Below are 23,432 nucleotides of genomic sequence, written 5' to 3' on the forward strand. Positions count from 1 at the left end.
CGGTTAAGCCAACGGATTAGATGCCCTTGCGATCATCCATCAATAGGGATCTCAATTTTTGTTCTGCTAACTTGTTTGTAATAGACATCAACTAACATCAAGTCGCAGTTCAGCAGCAGTTAATTGACGAGAAGGTAAATTACCATGACCGATAAAACAGAGTTATTTGCAAATGCGTGGCAAGGTTTTGAAGCTGGCGACTGGAAAACAGAAGTCAACGTTCGTGACTTTATTCAGAAAAACTACAACCCATATGAAGGTGATGAATCTTTCCTAGCTGGCGCTACCGCAGCTACTGAATCACTTTGGGAAAAAGTGATGGTTGGCATCAAGCAAGAAAATGCAACCCACGCACCTGTTGATTTCGACACAGAAATGGTTTCGACCATTACTTCTCATGATGCTGGTTACATCAATAAAGATTTAGAAACTATCGTTGGTTTGCAAACTGATGCGCCGCTTAAGCGTTCAATGCTGCCAAATGGTGGTATTCGTATGGTTGAAGGCTCTTGTAAAGCTTATGGCCGCGAATTAAACGCAGACGTTAAATACACTTATTCTGAATTACGTAAAACCCATAACCAAGGTGTATTCGATATTTATACTCCTGAAATTATGGCTTGTCGTAAATCTGGTATTTTAACCGGTTTACCTGATGCATATGGCCGTGGCCGTATCATTGGTGATTACCGTCGTATCGCGCTTTACGGTATTGACTACCTAATGCAAGATAAATACGCTCAGTTCTCTTCACTTCAAGCAGGTTTTGAAGCTGGCGAAGATTTAACTTACACAATGCAACTGCGTGAAGAAATTGCAGAGCAACATCGTGCATTGGGTCAAATCAAGAAAATGGCAGCAAAATACGGCTGTGATATTTCTCTTCCTGCGACGAATGCAAAAGAAGCAATCCAATGGACTTACTTTGGTTACCTTGCAGCTGTTAAGAGCCAAAATGGCGCAGCAATGTCATTGGGCCGTACTTCTACTTTCATCGATATCTTCGTTGAACGTGACATCGCTAACGGTGTTATCACTGAAGAACAAGCACAAGAAATGGTTGACCATTTCGTAATGAAACTTCGTATGGTGCGTTTCTTACGTACTCCTGAATACGATGAATTGTTCTCAGGCGACCCAATCTGGGCAACTGAATCAATTGCTGGTATGGGTTTAGACGGTCGTACTTTGGTAACTAAATCAAGCTTCCGTTTCTTACACACGCTTTACAACATGGGCCCAAGCCCTGAGCCAAACATTACCGTATTATGGTCAAATGAGCTGCCACAAGGTTTCAAAAACTACTGTGCAAAAGTATCAATCGATACGAGCTCAATCCAGTACGAAAATGATGACTTAATGCGTCCTGATTTCGAATCAGATGATTACGCAATTGCCTGTTGTGTTAGCCCAATGATTGTGGGTAAACATATGCAGTTCTTCGGTGCCCGTGCCAACTTAGCGAAAACCATGCTTTACGCTATCAACGGCGGTGTTGATGAAAAACTAAAAATCCAAGTTGCACCTAAAGCAGATGCAATCACATCAGAAGTATTAGAATTTGATGATGTAATGGGTCGTTTAGACGGCTTAATGGATTGGTTAGCGACACAATACGTGACAGCACTTAACTCTATCCATTACATGCATGATAAGTATTCATACGAAGCTTCATTAATGGCATTACATGACCGTGATGTACGTCGCACCATGGCATGTGGTATCGCAGGTCTTTCAATTGCAGCCGATTCACTATCTGCAATTAAATACGGTACTGTTAAGCCAATCCGTGACGAAGACGGCATTGCAATTGATTTTGATATTTCTGGTGAATATCCAAAATTTGGTAACAATGACCCACGTGTAGATGACATCGCTTGTGACTTAGTTGAACGTTTCATGGCTAAGATCCGTACCATGAAAATGTACCGTAATGCGATTCCAACACAGTCTATTCTTACTATTACTTCTAACGTTGTATACGGTAAGAAAACGGGTACTACACCTGATGGTCGTCCAGCTGGCGCACCATTTGCTCCGGGTGCTAACCCAATGCATGGTCGTGATGAAAATGGCGCAATCGCTTCATTAACATCAGTAGCTAAACTGCCATTTGCTCACGCACAAGACGGTATTTCTTACACATTCTCTATCGTGCCAAATGCACTAGGTAAAGATGAAGTTGGACGTCGTGCTAACCTTGCATCATTGATGGATGGTTACTTCATGAGCAACGCTAACAGTGAAGGTGGTCAACACTTAAACGTTAACGTAATGAACCGCGAAATGCTTGAAGACGCGATTGTTAACCCTGAAAAATACCCACAGTTAACCATTCGTGTGTCTGGTTATGCGGTACGTTTCAACGCGTTAACACCTGAACAGCAACAAGATGTTATTACACGTACCTTTACTAAAAGCATGTAATATCAACTAAAATCGGTTGTGCTAATATAAGTGATGTCACTATTGCTAATTAGCACAACCTTTTTTCATTTGTTTGTTCGGAGTTCTCATGACCACAGGTCGCATTCACTCAATCGAGTCTTTTGGCACAGTAGATGGCCCAGGCATTCGTTTCGTTGCCTTTATGCAAGGCTGCTTAATGAAATGCCAATACTGCCATAACCGTGACACTTGGGATTTAGATGGTGGTAAAGAGGTCAGTGTTGATGAACTCATGAGCCAAATCATCAGCTACAAACCTTTCTTAAAATCAGGTGGCGTTACAGCAACTGGTGGAGAAGCGATTCTTCAAGCTGATTTCGTAAACGAGCTCTTTAAAGCCTGTAAACAAAACGATTTGCATACCTGTCTCGATACCAATGGTTTCGTTCGAAAATACACACCGATTATCGATGAACTACTCGATAACACCGACTTAGTATTGCTTGATATCAAGCAAATGAATGATGCCAAACACATTGATTTAACCAAAGTGAGCAACCAACGCACACTGCAATTTGCACAGCACCTTGCTAAACGTCAGCAAAAAACTTGGGTTAGATATGTTGTGGTTAACGGTTTTACTGAAGATATCGACTCAGCCATTGCCTTGGCAGATTTTATCAAGCCGATGACAAACGTTGAGAAAGTTGAATTACTGCCCTACCACCAGCTTGGCACCCATAAGTGGGAAGCTTTCGGTGAAACCTATCCGTTAGAAGGTGTAGAGCCGCCAAGTAAAGAAACGATGGAAGCCATTAAAGCGGTATTCGTCGAGCGTGGAATAAGTGCCAATTATTAAGTTTCGCTAACTTATGATTGACTCAGTCATTTTTAAAGTGTGTAACCCTTGAAGGCTATAGCTCTTCCCAGTAACTGCGATCTAAACGGTCAAAGGCCACTTTTAAAATCACTGCCATATCTAAGTAACACGCTTTAGGGCCCAACGGTTTATTGCTAATCCCCATTGCGGTTAGCTTTGCACTGAGTTGGTTAGCCCAATCAAATAAGGTCAGTGGCAACGGGTGTCTTGCACGCCAGCCCAACCACAGCAAGCCTTGAACAGGTAAGCTGATAAAAAATAATAAAATGGCAATGGCTTGGGGCAAAAACGCCCATCCATTGACATACACTTGGCTCATTGCAGCCAAAATAGCAAAAAAAGGCATGAACATGATGCCTAAATGGGTTGCCCTTACAACGCGGTATTCAGGGAAATAAAACCCAAGTTGTCGGATCATTGGCCACGTTTTCATATAACGTCGACCATCGCCGATGATTTTGAATACTTTTACGTTCAACGGTATGCCCTAAATCAATTAATAGATACATGCACAATAGCACACAGCCCTATTTAGCCCCAAATTTCAGCTAAATTTATCGGCTAATTTGTAAATCATTAACTATGATTGATTGTTGAAATAACAAGGTTTCACATCAATTTAAATTTTGTTCGATTAGAATGTAAAGGTCTCAACATGTCAGAAAAACTCGTATTGGTTCTCAACTGTGGTAGCTCTTCTTTAAAATTTGCCGTTATTGATGCCGTTTCAGGTGATGATTATATCTCTGGTCTTGCGGAATGTTTCGGTTTAGAAGATTCACGTATTAAATGGAAAGTAAACGGCGCGAAAAATGAAGCTAGTTTAGGTGCATTTACTGCTCACCGTGAAGCGGTTGAATTTATTGTTAAAGATATTCTTGCTGGTCAGCCAGAACTTGCTGCTCAAATCCAAGCTATTGGTCATCGTATTGTTCATGGTGGAGAGAAATACTCTCGTTCAGTGCTTATCACTGAAGATGTGATCAAAGGTATCGAAGACTGTGCATCACTGGCACCACTTCATAACCCTGCACATTTAATTGGTATTCGCGCTGCTATTGCATCATTCCCAAAACTTCCTCAAGTTGCGGTATTTGATACAGCTTTCCACCAAACCATGCCTGAGCGTGCTTATGTTTATGCACTTCCTTACAAACTATACCGTGAACATGGTATTCGTCGTTATGGCATGCACGGTACTAGCCACTTATTTGTTAGCCGCGAAGCCGCTAAAGTATTAAACAAAGACGTTGCTGATACTAATGTTGTCGTTGCCCATCTTGGTAACGGTGCATCTGTTACTGCCATTAAAGGCGGAAAGAGCGTTGATACTTCAATGGGTCTAACACCACTTGAAGGCCTAGTAATGGGTACACGTTGTGGCGATATGGATCCTTCAATCGTGTTCCATTTAGTGAACCAATTAGGTTACACCCTTGATGAAGTTCATAACTTAATCAATAAGCAAAGTGGTTTATTAGGTATTTCAGAGCTGACTAACGACTGCCGCGGTATTGAAGACGGTTATAAAGATGGCCATAAAGGCGCAACCTTAGCATTAGAAATTTTCTGCTACCGTTTAGCTAAGTACATTGCTTCTTACACTGTGCCATTAGGTCGTTTAGATGCTGTTATCTTCACTGGTGGTATCGGTGAAAACTCAGATCTCATCCGTGAAAAAGTACTTAATATGCTGCAAATTTTCAACTTCCAAGTGAATGCAGAAAAGAACACTGCAGCGCGTTTCGGTAATGAAGGTATTATCACTGAAGAAGGCAGCACAGTTGCGATGGTTATCCCAACTAACGAAGAATGGGTTATCGCAGAAGATGCTATCAAGCTGATCACTGCTTAATCGTTAATTGCTTAATTCTTTTTAAAGCCTGTTATTAAACAGGCTTTGTTCAATTTATATTAGAGGTTTTTATGTCTCGTAATATCATGTTAATTCCAATCGGCACAGGTGTAGGTTTAACCTCATTAAGCCTTGGGATGGTACGTGCCTTAGAGCGCAAAGGTGTTAAAGTTCAATTTTTCAAGCCTATCGCGCAAATCCGTAACGGCGATACCGGCCCTGAACGTTCAACCACCATTTTAAGTCACTCTCCAACGGTTAACCCGCTTGAGCCATTTTCAATGGAACATGCTGAGAACCTGATCCGTGCAGAGCAAATTGATGTACTCATGGAGCAAATCATTGCTCGCGCGAGTGAATGTGCATCAAACACTGAGACCATCGTTATTGAAGGTTTAGTGCCAACGCGTAACCACCCTTTCTCAGATGACATTAACTTTGAAATTGCTAAAGCATTAGATGCGGATATCATTTTCATCGCGACTCCGGGTAACGATTCACCTAACGGTCTAATGAACCGCTTAGAAATCGCTTATAACTCTTGGGGCGGCGTTAAAAACAAACGTCTTATTGGTTCTATCATCAATAAAATTGGTGCACCTGTTGATGAAGAAGGCGCAACACGTCCTGACTTATCAGAGATATTTGATCACACCGACATTAACAAAGCTGATTCATCAGCGATGTTCCAACTGCCAGGTAAAAGCCCATTACGCATTTTAGGTAGCGTGCCATATAACCTGGACTTAGTGTCTCCACGTGCATCTGATTTAGCCAAGCATTTACATGCCAAAATCATCAATGCCGGTGAAATGAACACCCGTCGTTTACGTAAAGTGACCTTCTGTGCCCGTAGTATTCCAAACATGGTTACTCATATGCGCACCGACTCATTATTGGTCACCTCAGGGGATCGCTCTGACGTGATTGTCGCAGCCTGTCTTGCCGCCATGAACGGCGTGAAAATTGGTGCGTTATTACTGACTGGTGGTTACGAGCCTGAACCAGAAGTCATGGCATTGTGTGAACGTGCCTTTGATACCGGTTTACCGGTATTCCTTGTAGACAGTAACACATGGCAGACATCGCTCAATATTCAACGTTTTGACCATGAAGTACCGGTTGATGACGCTGTACGTATTGACTACGTTCAAGAATATGTTGCCAGTCATATTGATCAAAGCTGGATTGAAAGCGTTACTGAAAACTCGCCAAGAGAACATCGTTTATCGCCACCAGCATTTAGATACAAGTTAACTGAACTTGCTCGCGCTGCGAAAAAGACCATTGTCCTGCCTGAAGGTGAAGAGCCAAGAACCATTAAAGCTGCCGCTATTTGTGCTGAACGTGGCATTGCCCGTTGTGTACTTTTAGGTAATGCAGAAGAAATTCAACGTATTGCTGCATCACAAGATGTGGTTTTAGGTGAAGGCGTACAAATCATCGATCCACTGCAAGCACGTGAGCGCTATGTAGAAGGTATGCTTGATTTACGTCGTCACAAAGGCCTTACTGAAGTTGTCGCTAAAGAGCAGTTAGAAGATAACATGGTGTTAGGCACCATGATGCTGGCGCAAGATGAAGTTGACGGTATCGTTTCAGGCGCAGTAAATACCACTGCCAATACCATTCGCCCACCGCTGCAGTTAATTAAAACAGCGCCAGGCTCAAGCTTAGTGTCATCTATCTTCTTTATGTTGATGCCTGATCAAGTACTTGTTTATGGTGACTGTGCGATTAACCCAGATCCAAACCCTGATCAATTAGCAGATATTGCCATTCAATCAGCTGAATCTGCTGCTGCATTTGGTATTGAGCCGCGCGTTGCGATGATCAGCTACTCAACGGGTACTTCAGGTACCGGTTCTGATGTTGATAAAGTACGTGAAGCAACCCGTATCGCGAAAGAAAAACGCCCTGACTTAGTCATTGACGGTCCATTACAATATGATGCGGCAGTGATGGAAAATGTGGCCCGTTCTAAAGCGCCTAACAGCCCTGTAGCTGGTAAAGCGACGGTATTCGTATTCCCAGACTTAAATACTGGTAATACGACTTACAAAGCGGTACAGCGTAGTGCTGATCTGATCAGTATTGGTCCAATGCTGCAAGGTATGCGCAAACCAGTAAACGATTTATCACGCGGCGCATTGGTCGATGATATTGTTTACACCATCGCATTGACTGCGATTCAAGCTAAACAAAACGAACAAGCTTAATGACTTTAAGTAGCGCGATGTAAGCTGCGCTAAGTTTTAAGCCGAAAAGCACTAACGTCTAACGCTAGTGCTTTTTTTTGGGGCCAAATTCATTTAAAACTAAGCCGTAATTACAAAGGCTGAACAATGACAGCCCTGTCATTAGGCTGTAAAACCAAAATTTAAGCTAACAAGCAGGCGACTTTACAACTTGCTACTCTCACTTCCCCTACTTAAAATACCCTGCCATTAACCGCTACCACCTTAAAAATACCTCAGTAACCTTCTATGGTAAAAACCCTATGCCATTATCAGTAAATTGCTCATCCATGCACGTCATACGTCATCGAGTAATAAAAATCTGTTGTGGTCTGTAAGCCACTAAATATCCCCAGCAAGAACGCCGCTATTCACACTGCATTTATGACATGAATCTGCATAGGGTTTCAGCATTAAACAAGGGTTGAATTTTCAACGACCTAAAAGGATTTATTACCCAAATGCAAGGATAAAATGATAAAAAAGCAAGTGAAAAGTAAAAAGATTCGAGGGGGAAATTATGATGTTATTTTTTAACCAGCATTGATAACTGTTAATTTTCATGACGTTACGCAGGCAGAATATAGTCTTCAACATAGTTGTCCACAGATTTTGTGGATAACATGAAGTTATACATAGCAGTCGAAGTATTGAGTTACTAAGATATGCCACGGCTGAGTTTTTCAGTCAAGATCTATTTAATATTTTCTGGAATATTTGCGTTATTCTTGTGTCTGAGCCTTTAAATAGCGATACTCAATCATCTTATTTTACCTTATCAACTCATCATGCATAAAATCGTTGTTATTATCTGTTTATTACTTTTAAGTGCCTGCAGTCCTTCTGAACAAAACCCTCAAGGCCGATTAGAAAAACCACTCTCCCCTGAAGAAGTATCATTGGGATTCTTTAATGCTATTTATGTTGATAGAGATATCAATCAAGCCATGATTTATGTCAATCAAGAATTAAAAGATATCATCTCCCATTACCATATTGCCTCAGCAGTACAGCGCCATGTGTTGGGGCTGTCCATGACAGAGGTTAATATGAGTGTTGACGATATCAATATCGACTTTTTCCGCAAATTTACCGATGAAGTTGATGTAAAAGTTAAAATGGAAGGCTTAAAAGGCGGCAACCCTTGGGTTGATGACCGTACCATTAAACTCATTAAAAACGGTAACCGTTGGACCATCACTGGCGTAATAACTGAAAAGGGCCGCATTGACCTGTAAGCGGTCTTTAGCCAACGTGAGTTAAGCTAGCTCGACTCGCCAATTTTAAGCATAAAAAAAGCAGCTGAGGCTGCTTTTTTTATGCTTGTGAAAGAGCTAATACTATTAGTTCGATCCGCTTATTCTTCTTCAGTAGGTAACGACTCTAAAACATCGTCTTTTACTTGGTAATAAGCATTATCATATTCATGAACTTCCATAATAACTCCTATCAATCTTAGGTCGTTTGTAAGGTGCATGGCATGTCTATAATTAGGGGTGACATTTACCAATACAGAGAAGCGCAACCATCGGTCTTCTTAAGGCTAATTGTAGCAAGCCAACACTTTTAATGATACCAATAATTACGAAAAACTTACCAAATCGTATGTTCAATATACAAGATATTCGTTTATATACGATTTTTACGCTCCTAAAACTGAAAGTCTTTCATAAAAGATCACGAATTAGCATTAAATTGTTAGAATTTTAACTTCAACAACAGATTTCACTGTCAGGGCATTTAAACACTTGTCACTCGCGGCGGCGCAAAATTTACCCATAAAAAAACGCGTAAATTACGCGTTTTTATTGGTATTTAAACTTAACAAACAGGATTAGTCACCCATCATGCCTGCTTTATATGCATGACGACCCGTTTTTCAGAAATAGGATAAGCTGTACCAAGTACCTGCGCAAAGCAAGACACTCGGTATTCTTCTATCATCCAGCGGGCTTCAAGCAGTGCTTCTGGCACTGGTTGAGTTTTAGGTACCTTGGCTAATTGCGCTGAAAGTAAGTCCTGAAGTTTACTAATGCTCACCATATGTAAGCGATCACGGGTTGGGTCAACAGGCAGCTTTTCAAGGCGATTCTCTATCGCTTTAAGGTAACGGCCGACATCAGCGAGCCGTTTCCAACCGCAATGCTCAACAAAACCTCTAAACACTAACTTATCAAGCTGGTTGTTGATGTCACTCATCGCAAAGGCAATATCTAAGCTGATCTTGCCTTTTAAGCGTTTTTTGATGCGTTGATAGATAGTCAGCACTTGCTCCACTTGCAGTGAGATTTGTTCAGCATAGCCATTAAGCTCTTGTCTAACCCAATCTTTAGCTTGCTCAAATTGCTGTTCATTGCGCACATCTAATTGTTTTTCATCAAGTAGTTGCTGCACTGATGCCGAAATTATATCGTCAATTAACAACTGTACTTGTCCAAACGGATTAAAATACATCGCAAGCTTGGCTTTGTTAGGCAATGCTTTTTGTAAATGCTTAACCGGTGACGGAATGTTAATCAGCAATAAGCGTCTTAAACCTGCTCTATGATGTCGCTCTGCCTCAAATTCATCATCAAACAGTTTAATCGACACCTGACTTTTCTCGTCAATTAGCGCTGGATATGCTTTAACTTCATAGTTGCCCCTGCGTTTTTGATATTGCTTAGGTAAGTCGCCAAATGACCAAGTAGTAATATCTTTCTTTTCAATGCCATCTTCAGCGACATTGCGAATGGCTTTAGCCACCACACCTTGCAGTTTATCTTTCAAGGCATCGAGATCTTTACCTTGATCTACCAAGCGATGTTTATCATCTTCAATTTTAAAATTCATTGTCAGATGCGCGCTTAACTGGCTTAAATCAAAATCATCAGCGCTAATACGGGTCCCTGTCATTCTTAATAACTGTTTGCACATAGAATCAAGCATTGGCATTGCAAACGGCTCCATCGCTTGTACACAAGCTCGGCCATAATCAGGTGCGGGGACAAAATTACGACGCAGGGTTTTAGGTAATGATTTAATCAGCGCCACTACTTTTTCTTCGCGTAACCCCGGCACTAACCAATCAAAGTCTGCAGTATCAATTTGGTTAATTAACGCCACAGGAATATGAATAGACACGCCATCATCAACCGCCGCGGGCTCAAAGTGATAACTCACTTTTAAGCCCAAGTTGGCTTTATGCCAAATCTCAGGAAAATCCAATGCTGAAACATGGTCAGCACTGCGCTGCATTAACAGCTCTTGGTTAAAATCAAGTAACTCAGGTGAGGCTTTACGGGCTTCTTTCCACCATTTAAAAAATAGTGGCGCGTTATAAATCCCTTGCGGAATTATCGGTTCGTAAAAATCCACCAGCACTTGTTCATCAACTAAAATATCGCGGCGACGTGATTTGTGCTCTAGGGATTCAATATCATTAAGTAGCTGCTGGTTTTTAACAAAAAACGGTTCTTTGGTTTGTAACTGCCCTTCTGCTAATGCGCTGCGAATAAATATCTCCCGCGCTTCCACAGGTTCTATCGGGCCATATTGCACTCGGCGGCGATTAACCACGGTTAAGCCGTAAAGCACTTGGTTTTCAAAAGCGATAACACTGGCGGGTTTGGCTTCAAAGTGCGGCTCGATATGATTTTTCTTAATCAAATGCGCAGCAAGAGGCTCTAACCATTCAGGCTGAATTTTGGCGCAGCAGCGAGCAAATAAACGCGAGGTTTCAGTTAGCTCTGCTGCCATGATCCACTTAGGGCCTTTTTTAGCCAGTGGTGACCCCGGGAACACAAAAAACTTACGGTTACGGGCACCAAGGTACTCGTTATTGGCATCTTTAAAACCAATATGACTCAACAAACCTGACAATAAGGCTTTATGCAGGTTGTCATAACTTGCAGGGGTATCATTTAAACGCCACTTTAAGTCATGCACGGCTTGTTTAAGCTGGGTGTATAAATCTTGCCATTCACGTACCCGTAAATAGGCTAAATATTCTTCACGGCACTGCTTTCTAAATTGGCTTGCCGATAACTCGTTTTTTTGATCTTTAATGTAATTCCACAAATTAACCCAACTGGCAAAGTCAGAGTCTTTATCGGTATAACGTTTGTGACACTCGTCCGCCGCTTGCTTCTTATCTATGGGTCTTTCGCGTGGGTCTTGAATCGACAAACCAGCAGCAATAACCATCACTTCATGTAGACAATTCATATCTTTTGCTTCAAGCACCATACGGGCTAAGCGAGGATCTAACGGGATTTTAGCGAGATTTCGACCCAAGTTTGTCAGCACCAGATCTTTGCGCTGCTTTTTAACCGCCTGTAGCTCTTCAAGCAATAAGAAACCATCACGGATGTGTTTCTCTTCTGGCGGCTGAATAAACGGGAATCCAGCGATATCGCCTAAACCAATGGCTAACATCTGCAAAATAACCGATGCTAAGTTAGTACGCAGGATTTCAGGGTCGGTAAATTCCGGACGCTGCATAAAATCCATTTCATCGTATAAACGAATACAAATACCCGCCGCAACACGACCACAACGACCTTGGCGCTGATTAGCACTGGCTTGTGATATTGGTTCAATAGGTAAACGCTGCACCTTAGTGCGGTAACTGTAGCGGCTAATACGCGCTGTGCCGGGATCAATAACATAGCGAATCCCAGGTACCGTTAATGATGTTTCAGCGACATTGGTTGCCAATACAATTCTGCGGCCTACATGACTTTTAAAGACTTTTGATTGCTCGCCATAGGATAAACGCGCATATAGCGGCAGCACTTCTGTATCGCGATAGTTTTGCTTACGCAGCATTTCGGTGGTATCACGAATTTCTCGCTCACCGTTCATGAAAATCAAGATATCACCAGGGCCTTCTGCCATTAACTCATCAACAGCAGAAAAAATACCGTCACTGACATCTAGGTCTGCATCGGTATCACGGACTAATGGCCTGTAGCGAGTCTCAACCGGGAAAGTACGTCCAGATACTTCAATGACAGGGGCTTGATTGAAATGCTTCGAGAAGCGCTCAACATCAATGGTTGCTGAGGTAATAATAACTTTTAAATCAGGACGCTTTTTAAGCACTTGTTTTAAGTAGCCTAAAATGAAATCGATATTGAGGCTACGCTCATGAGCTTCATCAATGATGATGGCATCGTATTGATTCAAGAACTTATCAGAGGTCAATTCCGCTAATAAAATACCGTCGGTCATTAGCTTGATGTAACTATCTGGACTAATGGCATCAGCAAAACGGACTTTAAAGCCAACAACCTCGCCTAGCGGGCTGTTTATCTCTTCAGCGACGCGATTTGCCACACTTCTTGCGGCTAATCGTCTTGGCTGGGTATGACCAATTAAGCCACGGGTACCAAGGCCTAACTCTAAACAAATTTTTGGTAACTGAGTGGTTTTACCTGAGCCGGTTTCACCCGCCACTATCACCACCTGGTTATTGGCAATGGCAGAGGCAATATCATGACGTTTTTGCGATACAGGTAGCGAGTCAGGGTAACTCACTTTAGGAATGTTATTAAGCCTATATTGGGCTTTATCAAACGCTTTAACGGCTTGCTCTGATAACTTAGCCAGGAGTTGATCTTTCTTTTCAGATTGCGGCTCTTTTTTTAACTGAAACAACCGACGACGAATTTTAGCCGCATCGGTTTGATAACATGAGTTTAGGTATGCTTTAGAGAGCGGGTGTTGATCTGAATTCAAATCTAATTCCTAGCAAGTATGGCAAAAATGCGATCCTAGCAAGGAACTAGACTGAATGGTATTAGTTTACGTCATTCCCTTTAAGCAGGGGTTAAATAACACTGTTGCATATAAACATTCATCGCACTCAGTACATTGGTTCGGTTAATGGTGCCAATCACTTTACCGCCTTCTACTACCGGATAAATTTTAGGTTTCGCCCCCAGCATTTGCTCTGCAAGTTGTAAAATACTGCCATCGGGCGATGCGGTTAGTACCTCTGTTTGCATGCAATCTTTCACAGTTTCTGTCATATCGCAGTGATAACTACTTTTAAGCATTACCGACATACAATCTTGCTGAGATAAAAAGCCTACCAATGCGCCGCTATTATCAATAACGGCGGCGCCCGCTTTTTTGTTGCTTAATAAATGCTCCACAGCTGTAGCCAGTGACATATCGGCTTTTAACAGTACGGGTTGTCGATCCATATAATCAGATATTTTTATTGAATCCATAATATTTACCCCTTAAATCGTTTTTATGCGCTTACGCTTGACCGAACCACTGAAGCTTAATTCATTAAATTCAACAGGCTAAAATGAGATCGTCAGTGACTGCTATTTGTCGGTTCACTTATTTAGTGTAGTCAAATTTAACAACATCAGCAGATTGAATAAGTCGATTGCGGTAACAGGAATTTGTGTTTGTGAATACATGGGGGAGTTTAGTTTACGTTTTGTCCGCTTGAGAAGTTAGTTAAAACTCATATTTAGATAGACACGTTTGGTCACTTTGATTCGCTATCCCCTTTGGCCAGTTAATCGCAAATGGATAGTCGCAAATGGATAATCGCAAATGGATAATCGCTAAACCACTGAATGACGACTAGATTCAATAGGAGTTAGAAAGGGTCTAGCTGAATCATATAAAATGACTATGTAAGCCATGTATAATCCGTTGGTTAAATGACCAAGCCTAAAGGGTGTTGTTTATCTTTAAGTAATAACTGTTTAAATTCATCAGCGGTTACCGCTTTACTAAACAGATACCCTTGACCAAATTCACATTTCATATCGGCTAAATATTTCGCTTGATATGGCTCTTCTATTCCCTCAGCGATCACTTTTAAATTTAGTGCATTTGCCATTGCGAATATTGCTGTCACTAATGACCGATTAGCTGCATTCGTTTGCAAACCATCCATAAATGCTTTGTCTATTTTAAGTTTTGAAAATGGAAATTTTTGTAAGTAACTTAATGATGAATACCCCACACCAAAATCATCAATAGACAGACCGATGCCAAGTTTATCAACCTTATTAAGCATATTAAGTAAGTCTTTATTATGATCGATCAAGAGACTTTCTGTAATTTCAATGGTCAATTTATCTGCAGGGAGTTGACTCTCATTTAAGGCTGTTTCAATTTTTTCGAGGAGAGCATTACAATACCTAAATTGCACACTAGAAAAATTAACCGCTATATTTATTGGGGTAATTTCTTGCCATTCTGCCGTATTATAGCAAGCTTGCAAAAGTGCCAATTCACCAAGTTGATGGATCAAACCGTTTTTTTCTGCCAACGGTATAAATATATCAGGTGCAACAAAGCCTAACTCGTTATCATGCCATCGCATAAGGGCTTCTGCTGCGACAATTTTGCCACTTTTTAGCTCAATAATCGGTTGATAGTACATCTCAATGTCATTATTGTTAATGGCTAAGCGTAAACGCTTGTCTAATAAAACACTCTGCTGTAAAGACTCATTTAAACTTGAGTCATAAAAACTAAAGTCATTCCGGCCAGAGTCTTTCACACGATACAAGGCCATATCTGCATTTTTCAGCAATGTTTCAGGGTCATATCCATCCATTGGATACATAGACATGCCAATGCTCGCCGTTATAAAAAATTCAAAGTCATTTACGATAAATGGTTCATCAAAAATACTAAGAATTTTAGTTGCCAGATCTGTTGCTCTACCTATATTCATTTGAGACTGAGCAATGAGTAAAAATTCATCACCTCCCAACCGGGCAACCATATCCGTTTCATACACGGTATCAAGTAGGCGACGACTTGCCATTTTAAGGATATCGTCTCCAGCTGCATGGCCTAGTGTGTCATTAATTTTCTTAAAGTTATCTAAATCAATAAACATGACTAATATTTCAGTGTTGTTTATTTGTGATTGCTGAATAGTTTGACTTAAGTATGTATGACTAACATTCCTATTTACCAAGCCGGTAAGTTCGTCATGGGTTGCTTGATAAGCGAGTTGACTTTCCGACTGTTTACGCCTTTTTATTTCACGTTCTAACAAAACATTTTGCTGACTTAATTTATCTTGCTCTTCAACCGAAACATTAATTTGAGTGCGTAAAATGGTATTACTCTTATCAATTTTCAATAAGTAATAAAGACCAAATAACAAGGGGATAGCAAGAAAAGAAAGGATTAAAGTGAAATTAGAAGAAGTAAGAATATCTTGATCAAAAATAGGTTCAAACCAACTCTCTAAATACAAATCAACACCTGCAATTTCATTATCAATTGCAATGTTATTGGCTAATTCAGGCTTTAAAGTGAGATTATTTTTATTGTCAGATGAAATAGAGTCCCAGATGAGTAATGATTTACCATTAGGGGCTGTCAGCTGCAAACGACTATGACGGTCAGCAGTATTTTGTAATTTAAGTTGATTGATGACCAAGTGTAAATTAAGGTCAGCAACAAATACTCCAACAGGTTTTCTTTGATGAAAAACGGTTTTATGTAACTGTATTTTTAATCCGTTGGAACCTTCTACTACAAAAATCTCACTTTGTTGTTCTAGGCTTTTTTCCTTTGAAATGTTCGCCTTATCAAAAAATAAATCAGTATGAGTATCTGCGATTGCATTGCCAGACAAATCAATTAACACCACACGATTGAATATTTTATGCTCATCTAATTGACTATTTACAACAAAAGAACCTAACTGCCTTTGTAAATTAGTTAAACTTGAACCAAGCCCATACTCCATAGACATACCGGAATGGAGATTAGCAAAAAAAGTACTAACCGTTTTGTCATCTTCTAAATCAATGACATATTGTTGACTCACTGAAAGAATAAACTCAATGGTTTTTACATATTGACTGACCTCAAGCTGCAATACGTTAACCTGAGATTTTTGGAGTTTACTCTGCCCAAAATGAGTGACAGTAAGAATTAACCCAAGATACGCAATCAGAATAGCGGCACCAATTATGATGATACTTTTAGTACTAAAAAACTTTATCACTTTCATCAGCTATTAATCTAACGTTTCAAAAAATTGAGGATAAAAATAGAAGACATCGGGATAATATTTTTTTACTAACTTTATGTAACTGCCGTTAACTAATGTTGTTTTAAAATAAGTATTAAATGCTTTTCGTAATTCAGGTGAATTTTTACGGAATGCGACAGCCATACGCTGCTCTTCAGATATTGGGCCAATGACTTTTATTTCGCCCGACCACTTTTGCAGTGCAATCAGTGTATCTGGTACATCAAGCAAGGTACTTTCAGCATCTTGATTTAGAATAGCGGGAACCATTTCATTTAGCTTGCGCGCCTTTACTGGCAAGATAATATTGGCCCCTGTTTGCGCCATATTATATAAATCTGGATCTAAGCAAGATTGCTTCATTGCCAAAACATCTCTTCCCAAAAGCTTTGATTTTACCGTTTGAATATCAGTAGTAATCGAACCACTAGGCTTAATTGGCTGTAAGCTAGAATCTGTCCGCGCGACTAGCCATACTGCCGATGGAAAATACACTTCGGAAAAATCGACAAGTTGAGTCCTCCAATCAAGAATGGTATATCCATTAGAAATAACATCGCCTTGTATTGCTTCTTTTGATCCTAACTGAATATTTTTGTCTACAAAGATTGCATTTTGGCCATTAATTTTACCAATTAGGTTGCTCCAAGATGCTTCAACAAATTGATATTCAACATCTAAATATTCTGCAAAGCCTTGCATAAGCTCCACATCGAGACCTGTTAGGACTGTTTTCTCGTTTTGTGGGTATTGAATGACAAAGTTTGCATAGGGAACGCCAATATGCCTGAGCACCCCTGATTCCTTAACCTCTTGAAGATCATACGCAAGAGACTGAGGACTAAAAATAACAATACAAAACAACCATAATGTATTTAATAAGTTTATATGGCTTCTTTTATTTAACATTTTACTTCCAACTAATTTAAACTACCCACTTAATACAAATAGATACTCACCACATCAATATAGACGATATTCATCTTGTTATCTTTGATAACAATGTCACTTCAAATGACATTATGGTTCATCAGTCAATTATTTTCTGTTCCCGGAGTAACAAAAACTTATTTTAGCTTCATGCTTTCTTGACAAAAAATATTAATTTAGGCTCATTTAAAATTAATTAAATAACTTAAAAACAGAAGGTTACTTAGGATGTATACAGACAGGAGATAAAAAGCTAATACAAGATATTCAAAATAAAATTTATCAGAGATTTGATTAGCACATCATTATAAAGGGCTTTGCTTCCCGAAATGGAAAGCTCGATGATTATGCTCGAGGCTAGCCAAAGCTGTACTTAATTGTTCTTGCTTTAATCTAATCCATTACCTATCTCAGCTAATGTTTAGAGTTTAGGGTCGATGTTTAGAATTTAACATGCCCCGCTTACATAAATGTGAGCTGAACTCATCGACGTTACAACATGTCCGAGCAACATTTTCGTTGAGGGTAGAGTCACGACATCGGGCGATGCGGTTAGTACCTCTGTTTGCATGCAATCTTTCACAGTTTCTGTCATATCGCAGTGATAACTACTTTTAAGCATTACCGACATACAATCTTGCTGAGATAAAAAGCCTACCAATGCGCCGCTATTATCAATAACGGCGGCGCCCGCTTTTTTGTTGCTTAATAAATGCTCCACAGCTGTAGCCAGTGACATATCGGCTTTTAAAAGTACGGGTTGTCGATCCATATAATCAGATATTTTTATTGAATCCATAATATTTACCCCTTAAATCGTTTTTATGCGCTTACGCTTGACCGAACCACTGAAGCTTAATTCATTAAATTCAACAGGCTAAAATGAGATCGTCAGTGACTGCTATTTGTCGGTTCACTTATTTAGTGTAATCAAATTTAACAACATCAGCAGATTGAATAATTAGATTGCTGTAATAGGGCTTTTAAATTAATTGGCAATAGCATGGAGCAGTTAATGGATCAGGTCAATTAAGCGCTGAGTTAAGCGATGGCAGGCTATAACAGTCATAGCATGAATTGCTGATATAGAGACTTCATATAAAAATCACAGCGACTTTAATTACTGCGTTGCATTTTTGCCACATTAACCCAGCAAGGCACAAGGTAGGACTAGCCAATGACTTTACCGTCCCATTAGTTATCATTTGAAGTAAAGACGATTTGAGGTGAAAACACTGTTCGATTTTTTCCTAATTTCTTAGCTTCATACATCAAATCATCTGCAACTTTTATTAAACCTTCTGCATTTTCTGCATCTGTTGGGAATTTGGCTACCCCAATACTGCATGACAGATTAAAAGTAGTTTGTTCGTATGTAATTGTTTCACTGTTGAGTTCATGAATTTTGCGAGCTAAAGTTTGGATGCCTAAACTATCATTTTCGGTCACCAATATTAAAAATTCATCACCGCCATATCGTGCAATACAATCTGATTTTCGACATGAAAGCTGTAAGCGACTCGCTATCTCTTTTAAAATAGCATCGCCACATGGGTGACCATAGGTGTCATTAATGCCTTTAAACCTATCTACATCAATAAAGAATAAATAAGCATGGCTCCCGCTACGCTGAGCAAGGTTGAGTGTATATCTTGACTGCTGTAAAAAGCTGTTACGGTTGCATAATCCGGTTAAATTATCAGTTTGGGCAAGCTTGGTTGTTTCCGCTTCTAATTCTTTTATTCGGGTGATATCTCGGCTAATCCCAAACATGCCTATTATTTCGTTAGAATCATTAAAAATCGGGGTTTTGCTGGTGCTTATCCAGCACAGCTTCCCATGTTGATCAAAATAAGTTTCTTGCAATGAATCAATAACTTTACCCGCTAATATGTCTTTATCAACCTGTCGATAATGAGCGGCATGCTCCTCATCAAAAAGATCAAAGTCTGATTTTCCGATAATATCTTCAAGGTTTTTTATTTGCAGAAGATCCAGAAAAGGTCTGCTGGCATAGGTAAATCGAAAATCACTGTCTTTAAAATAAATAAAATCTGAGCTGCTTTCTAAAAAGAAAAGAAAATAGTCATTCCCTGACATTTTATTGTGTTTACCTATCATTATTAGCTTAATCCTTTAGTTAAATATAAGCTATAAAACGTCGAAGCAAGATGTCTTCTCAGCCTTTATCCATTTTAAACAAAGCTCGAATTATCACAATTCAAGCTATGATCCATACCAATCAAAGATTTAAAAATAACATTAACACCTAGATTAGGAATTGCAACTTTAGCTGCAGTTTGTTGAATCGTATCAAGGCAGTTTAATACTACGCTAAGTTAAATATAGTAGCGATGGCCAACTCACTTAAAGCAAGTTGATAGAATTGCTTTAAGTGACTGCACTAAACTCTTTTAAGGCTAAAAGAGCCAACTCGGCCTTAGCTGATGGAACAAAGATATGATCGTGATAATAAGCCGCAATGACGTTAGCACTAATACCATAAGCCGTTAATTTGGCAGATACCGCCGCGGTTAACCCTACAGCTTCAAGACTTGAATGCACTGTTAAGGTTATTTGACGAAATGAGCCTTCAAACCCTAAACCTGCTTGTTGGGCGGCAGTTTTTTCCAACACTAACGTTAATCCTTCTGCTTCACAAAATGTGGCGACAGGATTAAGGGAAATATAATCAACTAACGTACCTGAAACCTTACAGAACACAAATTCTGCTGGCAGCAGTTGTGGCTCCATCGACTTTAATAGTGCATTTAATTCTGTAATACCTGACATGATGACCGCTCTATTGCTGACACGCTATTATTAAACCTAAAGCTTGGCATAAATCGCTATATCACGGGGCAAGTTAATACTTACTTATTACTGCGGTTTTTAAACATGTTTTTTAGTTTTAATTTTAATGGTTTTAGCTTCATTAAATAATCACGAATAGTGTCAGTTTTTGCAAGAAAAGCATATTCTTGTTCAGTTAATTGTTGCGGCTGATAAGTTCGTATTAAACGATATAAATGGTAATGACTGACCTTTTTGGCAATCAACCAAATTGGCGACCATTCAAAGCTTCGAAATGTAATTCTTTCGAAATCAACCATGCCCAGGTTCTCATCACTGTCTGCTAATAAATCTCGCACAGGCATTGCATGGCGCGCGACACCTTGAGCGAGCATATTGGCAACCATTTCCCGTAACAGGATAATTTGTTTCACTGATAAGGTTTCTGGTGCAGTACCTTTTAAACGACTCATGGTCAGCGTGGTATTTTCATCGTCGAAATGAAGTAGTTTTGGGAAATTATCGAGCCCGATTAATCGTTGTAAGGCTATTTTTTCTCTGAAGTAGCGCTTCTTGTAATCCTTCACCTTTTTGAATGTTTTAATGACAGAGCTAGCCTCAATCACAACGTTCATTTTTGCCGTCTCGTAAACACCATCTTTAACCACTTTCATAACTAGCCTTAATAATACTTAATCTTAAAGAAATTCCTAAATACTACATATCGTCTTTGCATTACTGGCTAACAGCGCCGTTTAGGTATTTGTAGCCTTTTGACTTCAAATCACAACTTGCGTGTATTCATTCAAATTCAATGTGAAAAATGACTTTCCCATTAATCGCCTACCTTCAATATTCATTTACTTAGCTTGTGTCTCACAACCTATGTTTAGTGTTGTGCTTAGCTAGCTTGTTATTGAGGCTGGTACATAATCATAATTCAGTATAACTATACGGTTTTGTGTATCTAACTCACGGATAATTTAGAGGCTTAGCTCATATAAACTCGACTTTTATACTTATGTACAACAGCCATAAAGCAGTAACAAAACAAGCTGTAAACTTTGCAACAAAAACACAAAGCAACGACCATTATATTTCAAAAATAGAATTATTAACTATAGTCCAACAACAGCTAACGAGTTACCATCAATCACTTTCTATTTGCACTATAGAAACTTTAATCGCTTACCGCTGACTCACGCTTATGTAATACCTATTAGCATTGATCTTGCTAATACAATTCACTACAAGCTCAACATTTGAATAACCCTATTAAGATAAAGGGAATATTTGCCCGCCTCAAGTGATTAATAATCAAGCACAATCACATTAAACAGTTTTAAACAAGGCTTAAAAGAAAAAAGGCACCAAGTGAATACTTGATGCCTTTTTAGCTAGTGCTTAATACTTGTATTAAAAAACGCACTAAAGGGCTTACTTATCTCGCCAAATCATCACTTGGGCTTGTTCACCCTTTTTACGGGTCGCACGGTACATACCTTCGGTATTAAATGGTGTGGCAATATTGCCGCGATGATCAATAGCGATAACCCCGCCGGTGCCACCCGCAGTGATAAGGCGCTGATTAATCACTTCATCGGCAGCTTGAATAATGGATTTACCTTGGTATTTCACTTTGGCGCAAATATCCCCAGCCACATGGTAGCGAATAAAATATTCACCATGGCCAGTTGCTGATACTGCACAGACACCGTTTTCAGCATAAGTGCCTGCGCCAATAACGGGTGCGTCACCAATACGACCATAACGCTTATTGGTCATGCCGCCTGTTGATGTACCCGCACTAATATTGCCACTTTTATCCAGAGCTACCGCGCCCACTGTGCCCACTTTAAATTCGACATCGAGTGCATTATGGGAAGCGATATAGTCTTTATTATCTAATTTTGCTTGCTCCATTTTAGCTTTAGCCCGTTGCAATGATTCATAGCGGTGTTGAGTATTAAAAGTCTCATTGGCAACCAGCGGCACCCCTTGGGTTAAGGCAAACTCTTCAGCGCCTTCGCCATAGAGCATCACATGTACTGATTTATCCATCACCAAACGCGCCAAATCAATGGGATTTTTAACGTGCTTAACCCCCGATACAGCGCCTGCATTCATGGTTTTTCCATCCATAATAGAGGCGTCCATTTCATGCTGTTCATTGTGGGTATAAACCGCCCCTTTGCCTGCATTAAAGTATGGCGAATCCTCTAAAACATTAATAGCTTGAGTTACTGCTTCAAGGCTTGAACCGCCCTTTTCTAACACCACATAACCCGTATCAACGGCCTCTTTTAATTTAGCGCGATAGGCTTGTTCTTGCTCAGGAGTAAAACTACTGGGGTTTATCGTGCCTGCTCCGCCATGGATCGCAATGGCAAACGGCTTGTCATTGGCAACACTGCCAAAAGACGAAACCAGCAAGGTGATACATGACAACATGGTTAATTTATTCATTGTTATTCTCATATTTATCAAGGGGCTTACAGTCTAAGTTATAGCCCTAAATTATACTCTAAGTGAATTGATTCTATGGGAAAAGTAATATTAATCAAAGCTGCAACTCATCACTTTGAGATAGTGATAGTGACGAAGCCATGATAATAAGCCCTGCCAGCACAAATGCGCCATATTCCACCCTACGGGGTAATTTTGAACCCACAGAAATCCTTAAATCGTTTTAGATTAATGAAGGCATTATTTACTTTAAATTAAGCCGCTTCATTAATCGATGTAATTTACCTGCACTCAAGCCCAGCGGTTTGGCGATCGCGGTCAGTTTTTCACTATTAGCTAAATAACTTGCCAAGCTTGAGGTTAACCGCGGCATATGTGTTAACGAGTTCATGCAAACGTCTAATGCTAATATTTACGCTTTAGGGGATTGCGCTGAATTTGAAGGGCAAGTAAAAGCGTATTTACAACCGACCTTAATCAGTGCGTCTGCATTAGCAAAAACCTTATTGGGTGAAGTGACTAGCGTGAAACTGCCCAATATGATGGTCAAGGTTCCCCCCCTAATTACCCGATTCAAATTGGTGGTAAAACTGATGCAGCCTCAGTATCACGTTGGAATATTGATGTTCAATCACAAGGGATTGTCGCTAAAGGCTATGACAGCGCCGATAACATGGTGGGATTTGTGGTGACTCGAGATTGTACTCAACAAGCATTCTCTTTGTTAAGACAACTCTAAAAACCTTAATTTAATAGCTTCACCAACACTAAACAACAAAGCAGAACAGTAATTAGTTCTGCTTTTTTATTTGGACGATTAAATCACTCCAACATTAAGGTAAAATCAAGGTAGCTTTGACCTTGCAT

At 39.9% G+C, this 23,432-nt stretch carries 16 protein-coding genes and 1 pseudogene; 6 read left to right on the forward strand and 11 right to left on the reverse strand.

Going from position 1 to position 23,432, the window contains the following annotated elements; genetic code table 11:
• Positions 1-144 precede the first annotated feature (144 nt).
• Positions 145-2,427 (forward strand): formate C-acetyltransferase, encoded by a 2,283-nt coding sequence (gene pflB / locus Q4546_RS06580; RefSeq protein WP_102439873.1) that lies wholly within the window; start codon positions 145-147, stop codon positions 2,425-2,427.
• A gap of 88 nt (positions 2,428-2,515) precedes the next feature.
• Positions 2,516-3,247: a pyruvate formate lyase 1-activating protein gene (gene pflA / locus Q4546_RS06585; RefSeq protein ID WP_102519459.1), complete on the forward strand. Its 732-nt coding sequence runs from the start codon at positions 2,516-2,518 to the stop codon at positions 3,245-3,247.
• 55 nt (positions 3,248-3,302) lie between these two features.
• On the opposite strand, the gene yfbV is transcribed toward pflA, so the two are convergent.
• Positions 3,303-3,746, reverse strand: coding sequence for a terminus macrodomain insulation protein YfbV (gene yfbV / locus Q4546_RS06590; RefSeq protein WP_102439875.1), 444 nt, complete (start codon positions 3,744-3,746; stop codon positions 3,303-3,305).
• 177 nt (positions 3,747-3,923) lie between these two features.
• Between yfbV and ackA the strand changes: the two genes are divergently transcribed.
• The 3 genes from ackA to Q4546_RS06605 all read left to right on the forward strand — a co-directional run bounded on the left by ackA (position 3,924) and on the right by Q4546_RS06605 (position 8,598).
• Complete coding sequence (ackA, locus tag Q4546_RS06595; protein WP_102439876.1) at positions 3,924-5,123, forward strand: acetate kinase; 1,200 nt, start codon at positions 3,924-3,926, stop codon at positions 5,121-5,123.
• A gap of 71 nt (positions 5,124-5,194) precedes the next feature.
• A complete protein-coding gene (gene pta, locus Q4546_RS06600; RefSeq protein WP_102439877.1) occupies positions 5,195-7,342 on the forward strand; it encodes a phosphate acetyltransferase in 2,148 nt (715 codons plus the stop codon).
• A gap of 806 nt (positions 7,343-8,148) precedes the next feature.
• A complete protein-coding gene (locus tag Q4546_RS06605; protein WP_102439878.1) occupies positions 8,149-8,598 on the forward strand; it encodes a hypothetical protein in 450 nt (149 codons plus the stop codon).
• Positions 8,599-9,205: 607 nt separating this feature from the next.
• On the opposite strand, the gene hrpA is transcribed toward Q4546_RS06605, so the two are convergent.
• The 10 genes and pseudogenes from hrpA to Q4546_RS06655 all read right to left on the reverse strand — a co-directional run bounded on the left by hrpA (position 9,206) and on the right by Q4546_RS06655 (position 22,956).
• Positions 9,206-13,081: an ATP-dependent RNA helicase HrpA gene (hrpA, locus tag Q4546_RS06610; RefSeq protein WP_102476070.1), complete on the reverse strand. Its 3,876-nt coding sequence runs from the start codon at positions 13,079-13,081 to the stop codon at positions 9,206-9,208.
• A gap of 80 nt (positions 13,082-13,161) precedes the next feature.
• Positions 13,162-13,578 (reverse strand): CBS domain-containing protein, encoded by a 417-nt coding sequence (locus tag Q4546_RS06615; RefSeq protein WP_303445939.1) that lies wholly within the window; start codon positions 13,576-13,578, stop codon positions 13,162-13,164.
• Positions 13,579-14,024: 446 nt separating this feature from the next.
• Entirely contained in the window at positions 14,025-16,355 is a 2,331-nt protein-coding gene (locus tag Q4546_RS06620; RefSeq protein WP_102439882.1) for a bifunctional diguanylate cyclase/phosphodiesterase, read from the reverse strand.
• Between the two features lie 6 nt (positions 16,356-16,361).
• Positions 16,362-17,285, reverse strand: a complete 924-nt coding sequence (locus Q4546_RS06625) for a transporter substrate-binding domain-containing protein (RefSeq protein ID WP_303445940.1) — start codon at positions 17,283-17,285, stop codon at positions 16,362-16,364.
• Between the two features lie 574 nt (positions 17,286-17,859).
• Positions 17,860-18,105 (reverse strand): annotated as a pseudogene (locus tag Q4546_RS06630) (CBS domain-containing protein); the annotation flags it as partial.
• Positions 18,106-18,500: 395 nt separating this feature from the next.
• Entirely contained in the window at positions 18,501-19,427 is a 927-nt protein-coding gene (locus tag Q4546_RS06635; RefSeq protein WP_303445942.1) for a GGDEF domain-containing protein, read from the reverse strand.
• A gap of 270 nt (positions 19,428-19,697) precedes the next feature.
• Complete coding sequence (locus tag Q4546_RS06640) at positions 19,698-20,099, reverse strand: ACT domain-containing protein (protein WP_303411290.1); 402 nt, start codon at positions 20,097-20,099, stop codon at positions 19,698-19,700.
• 80 nt (positions 20,100-20,179) lie between these two features.
• On the reverse strand, positions 20,180-20,773 hold the full coding sequence (locus Q4546_RS06645) for a hypothetical protein (protein ID WP_102439886.1): 594 nt from the start codon (positions 20,771-20,773) through the stop codon (positions 20,180-20,182).
• 763 nt (positions 20,774-21,536) lie between these two features.
• The gene (locus Q4546_RS06650; protein WP_102476067.1) at positions 21,537-22,577 is read right to left on the reverse strand and encodes an isoaspartyl peptidase/L-asparaginase family protein; all 1,041 of its coding nucleotides are present in this window, start codon (positions 22,575-22,577) and stop codon (positions 21,537-21,539) included.
• A gap of 232 nt (positions 22,578-22,809) precedes the next feature.
• A complete protein-coding gene (locus Q4546_RS06655) occupies positions 22,810-22,956 on the reverse strand; it encodes a hypothetical protein (RefSeq protein ID WP_157936132.1) in 147 nt (48 codons plus the stop codon).
• A 228-nt stretch (positions 22,957-23,184) separates the two neighbouring features.
• Here Q4546_RS06655 and Q4546_RS19195 point away from each other — a divergent pair, with 228 nt between their 5' ends.
• Entirely contained in the window at positions 23,185-23,304 is a 120-nt protein-coding gene (locus tag Q4546_RS19195) for a hypothetical protein (RefSeq protein WP_368389880.1), read from the forward strand.
• Positions 23,305-23,432: the final 128 nt, after the last annotated feature.

Source organism: Shewanella sp. 4_MG-2023 (assembly GCF_030548015.1).
GTDB lineage: Bacteria > Pseudomonadota > Gammaproteobacteria > Enterobacterales > Shewanellaceae > Shewanella.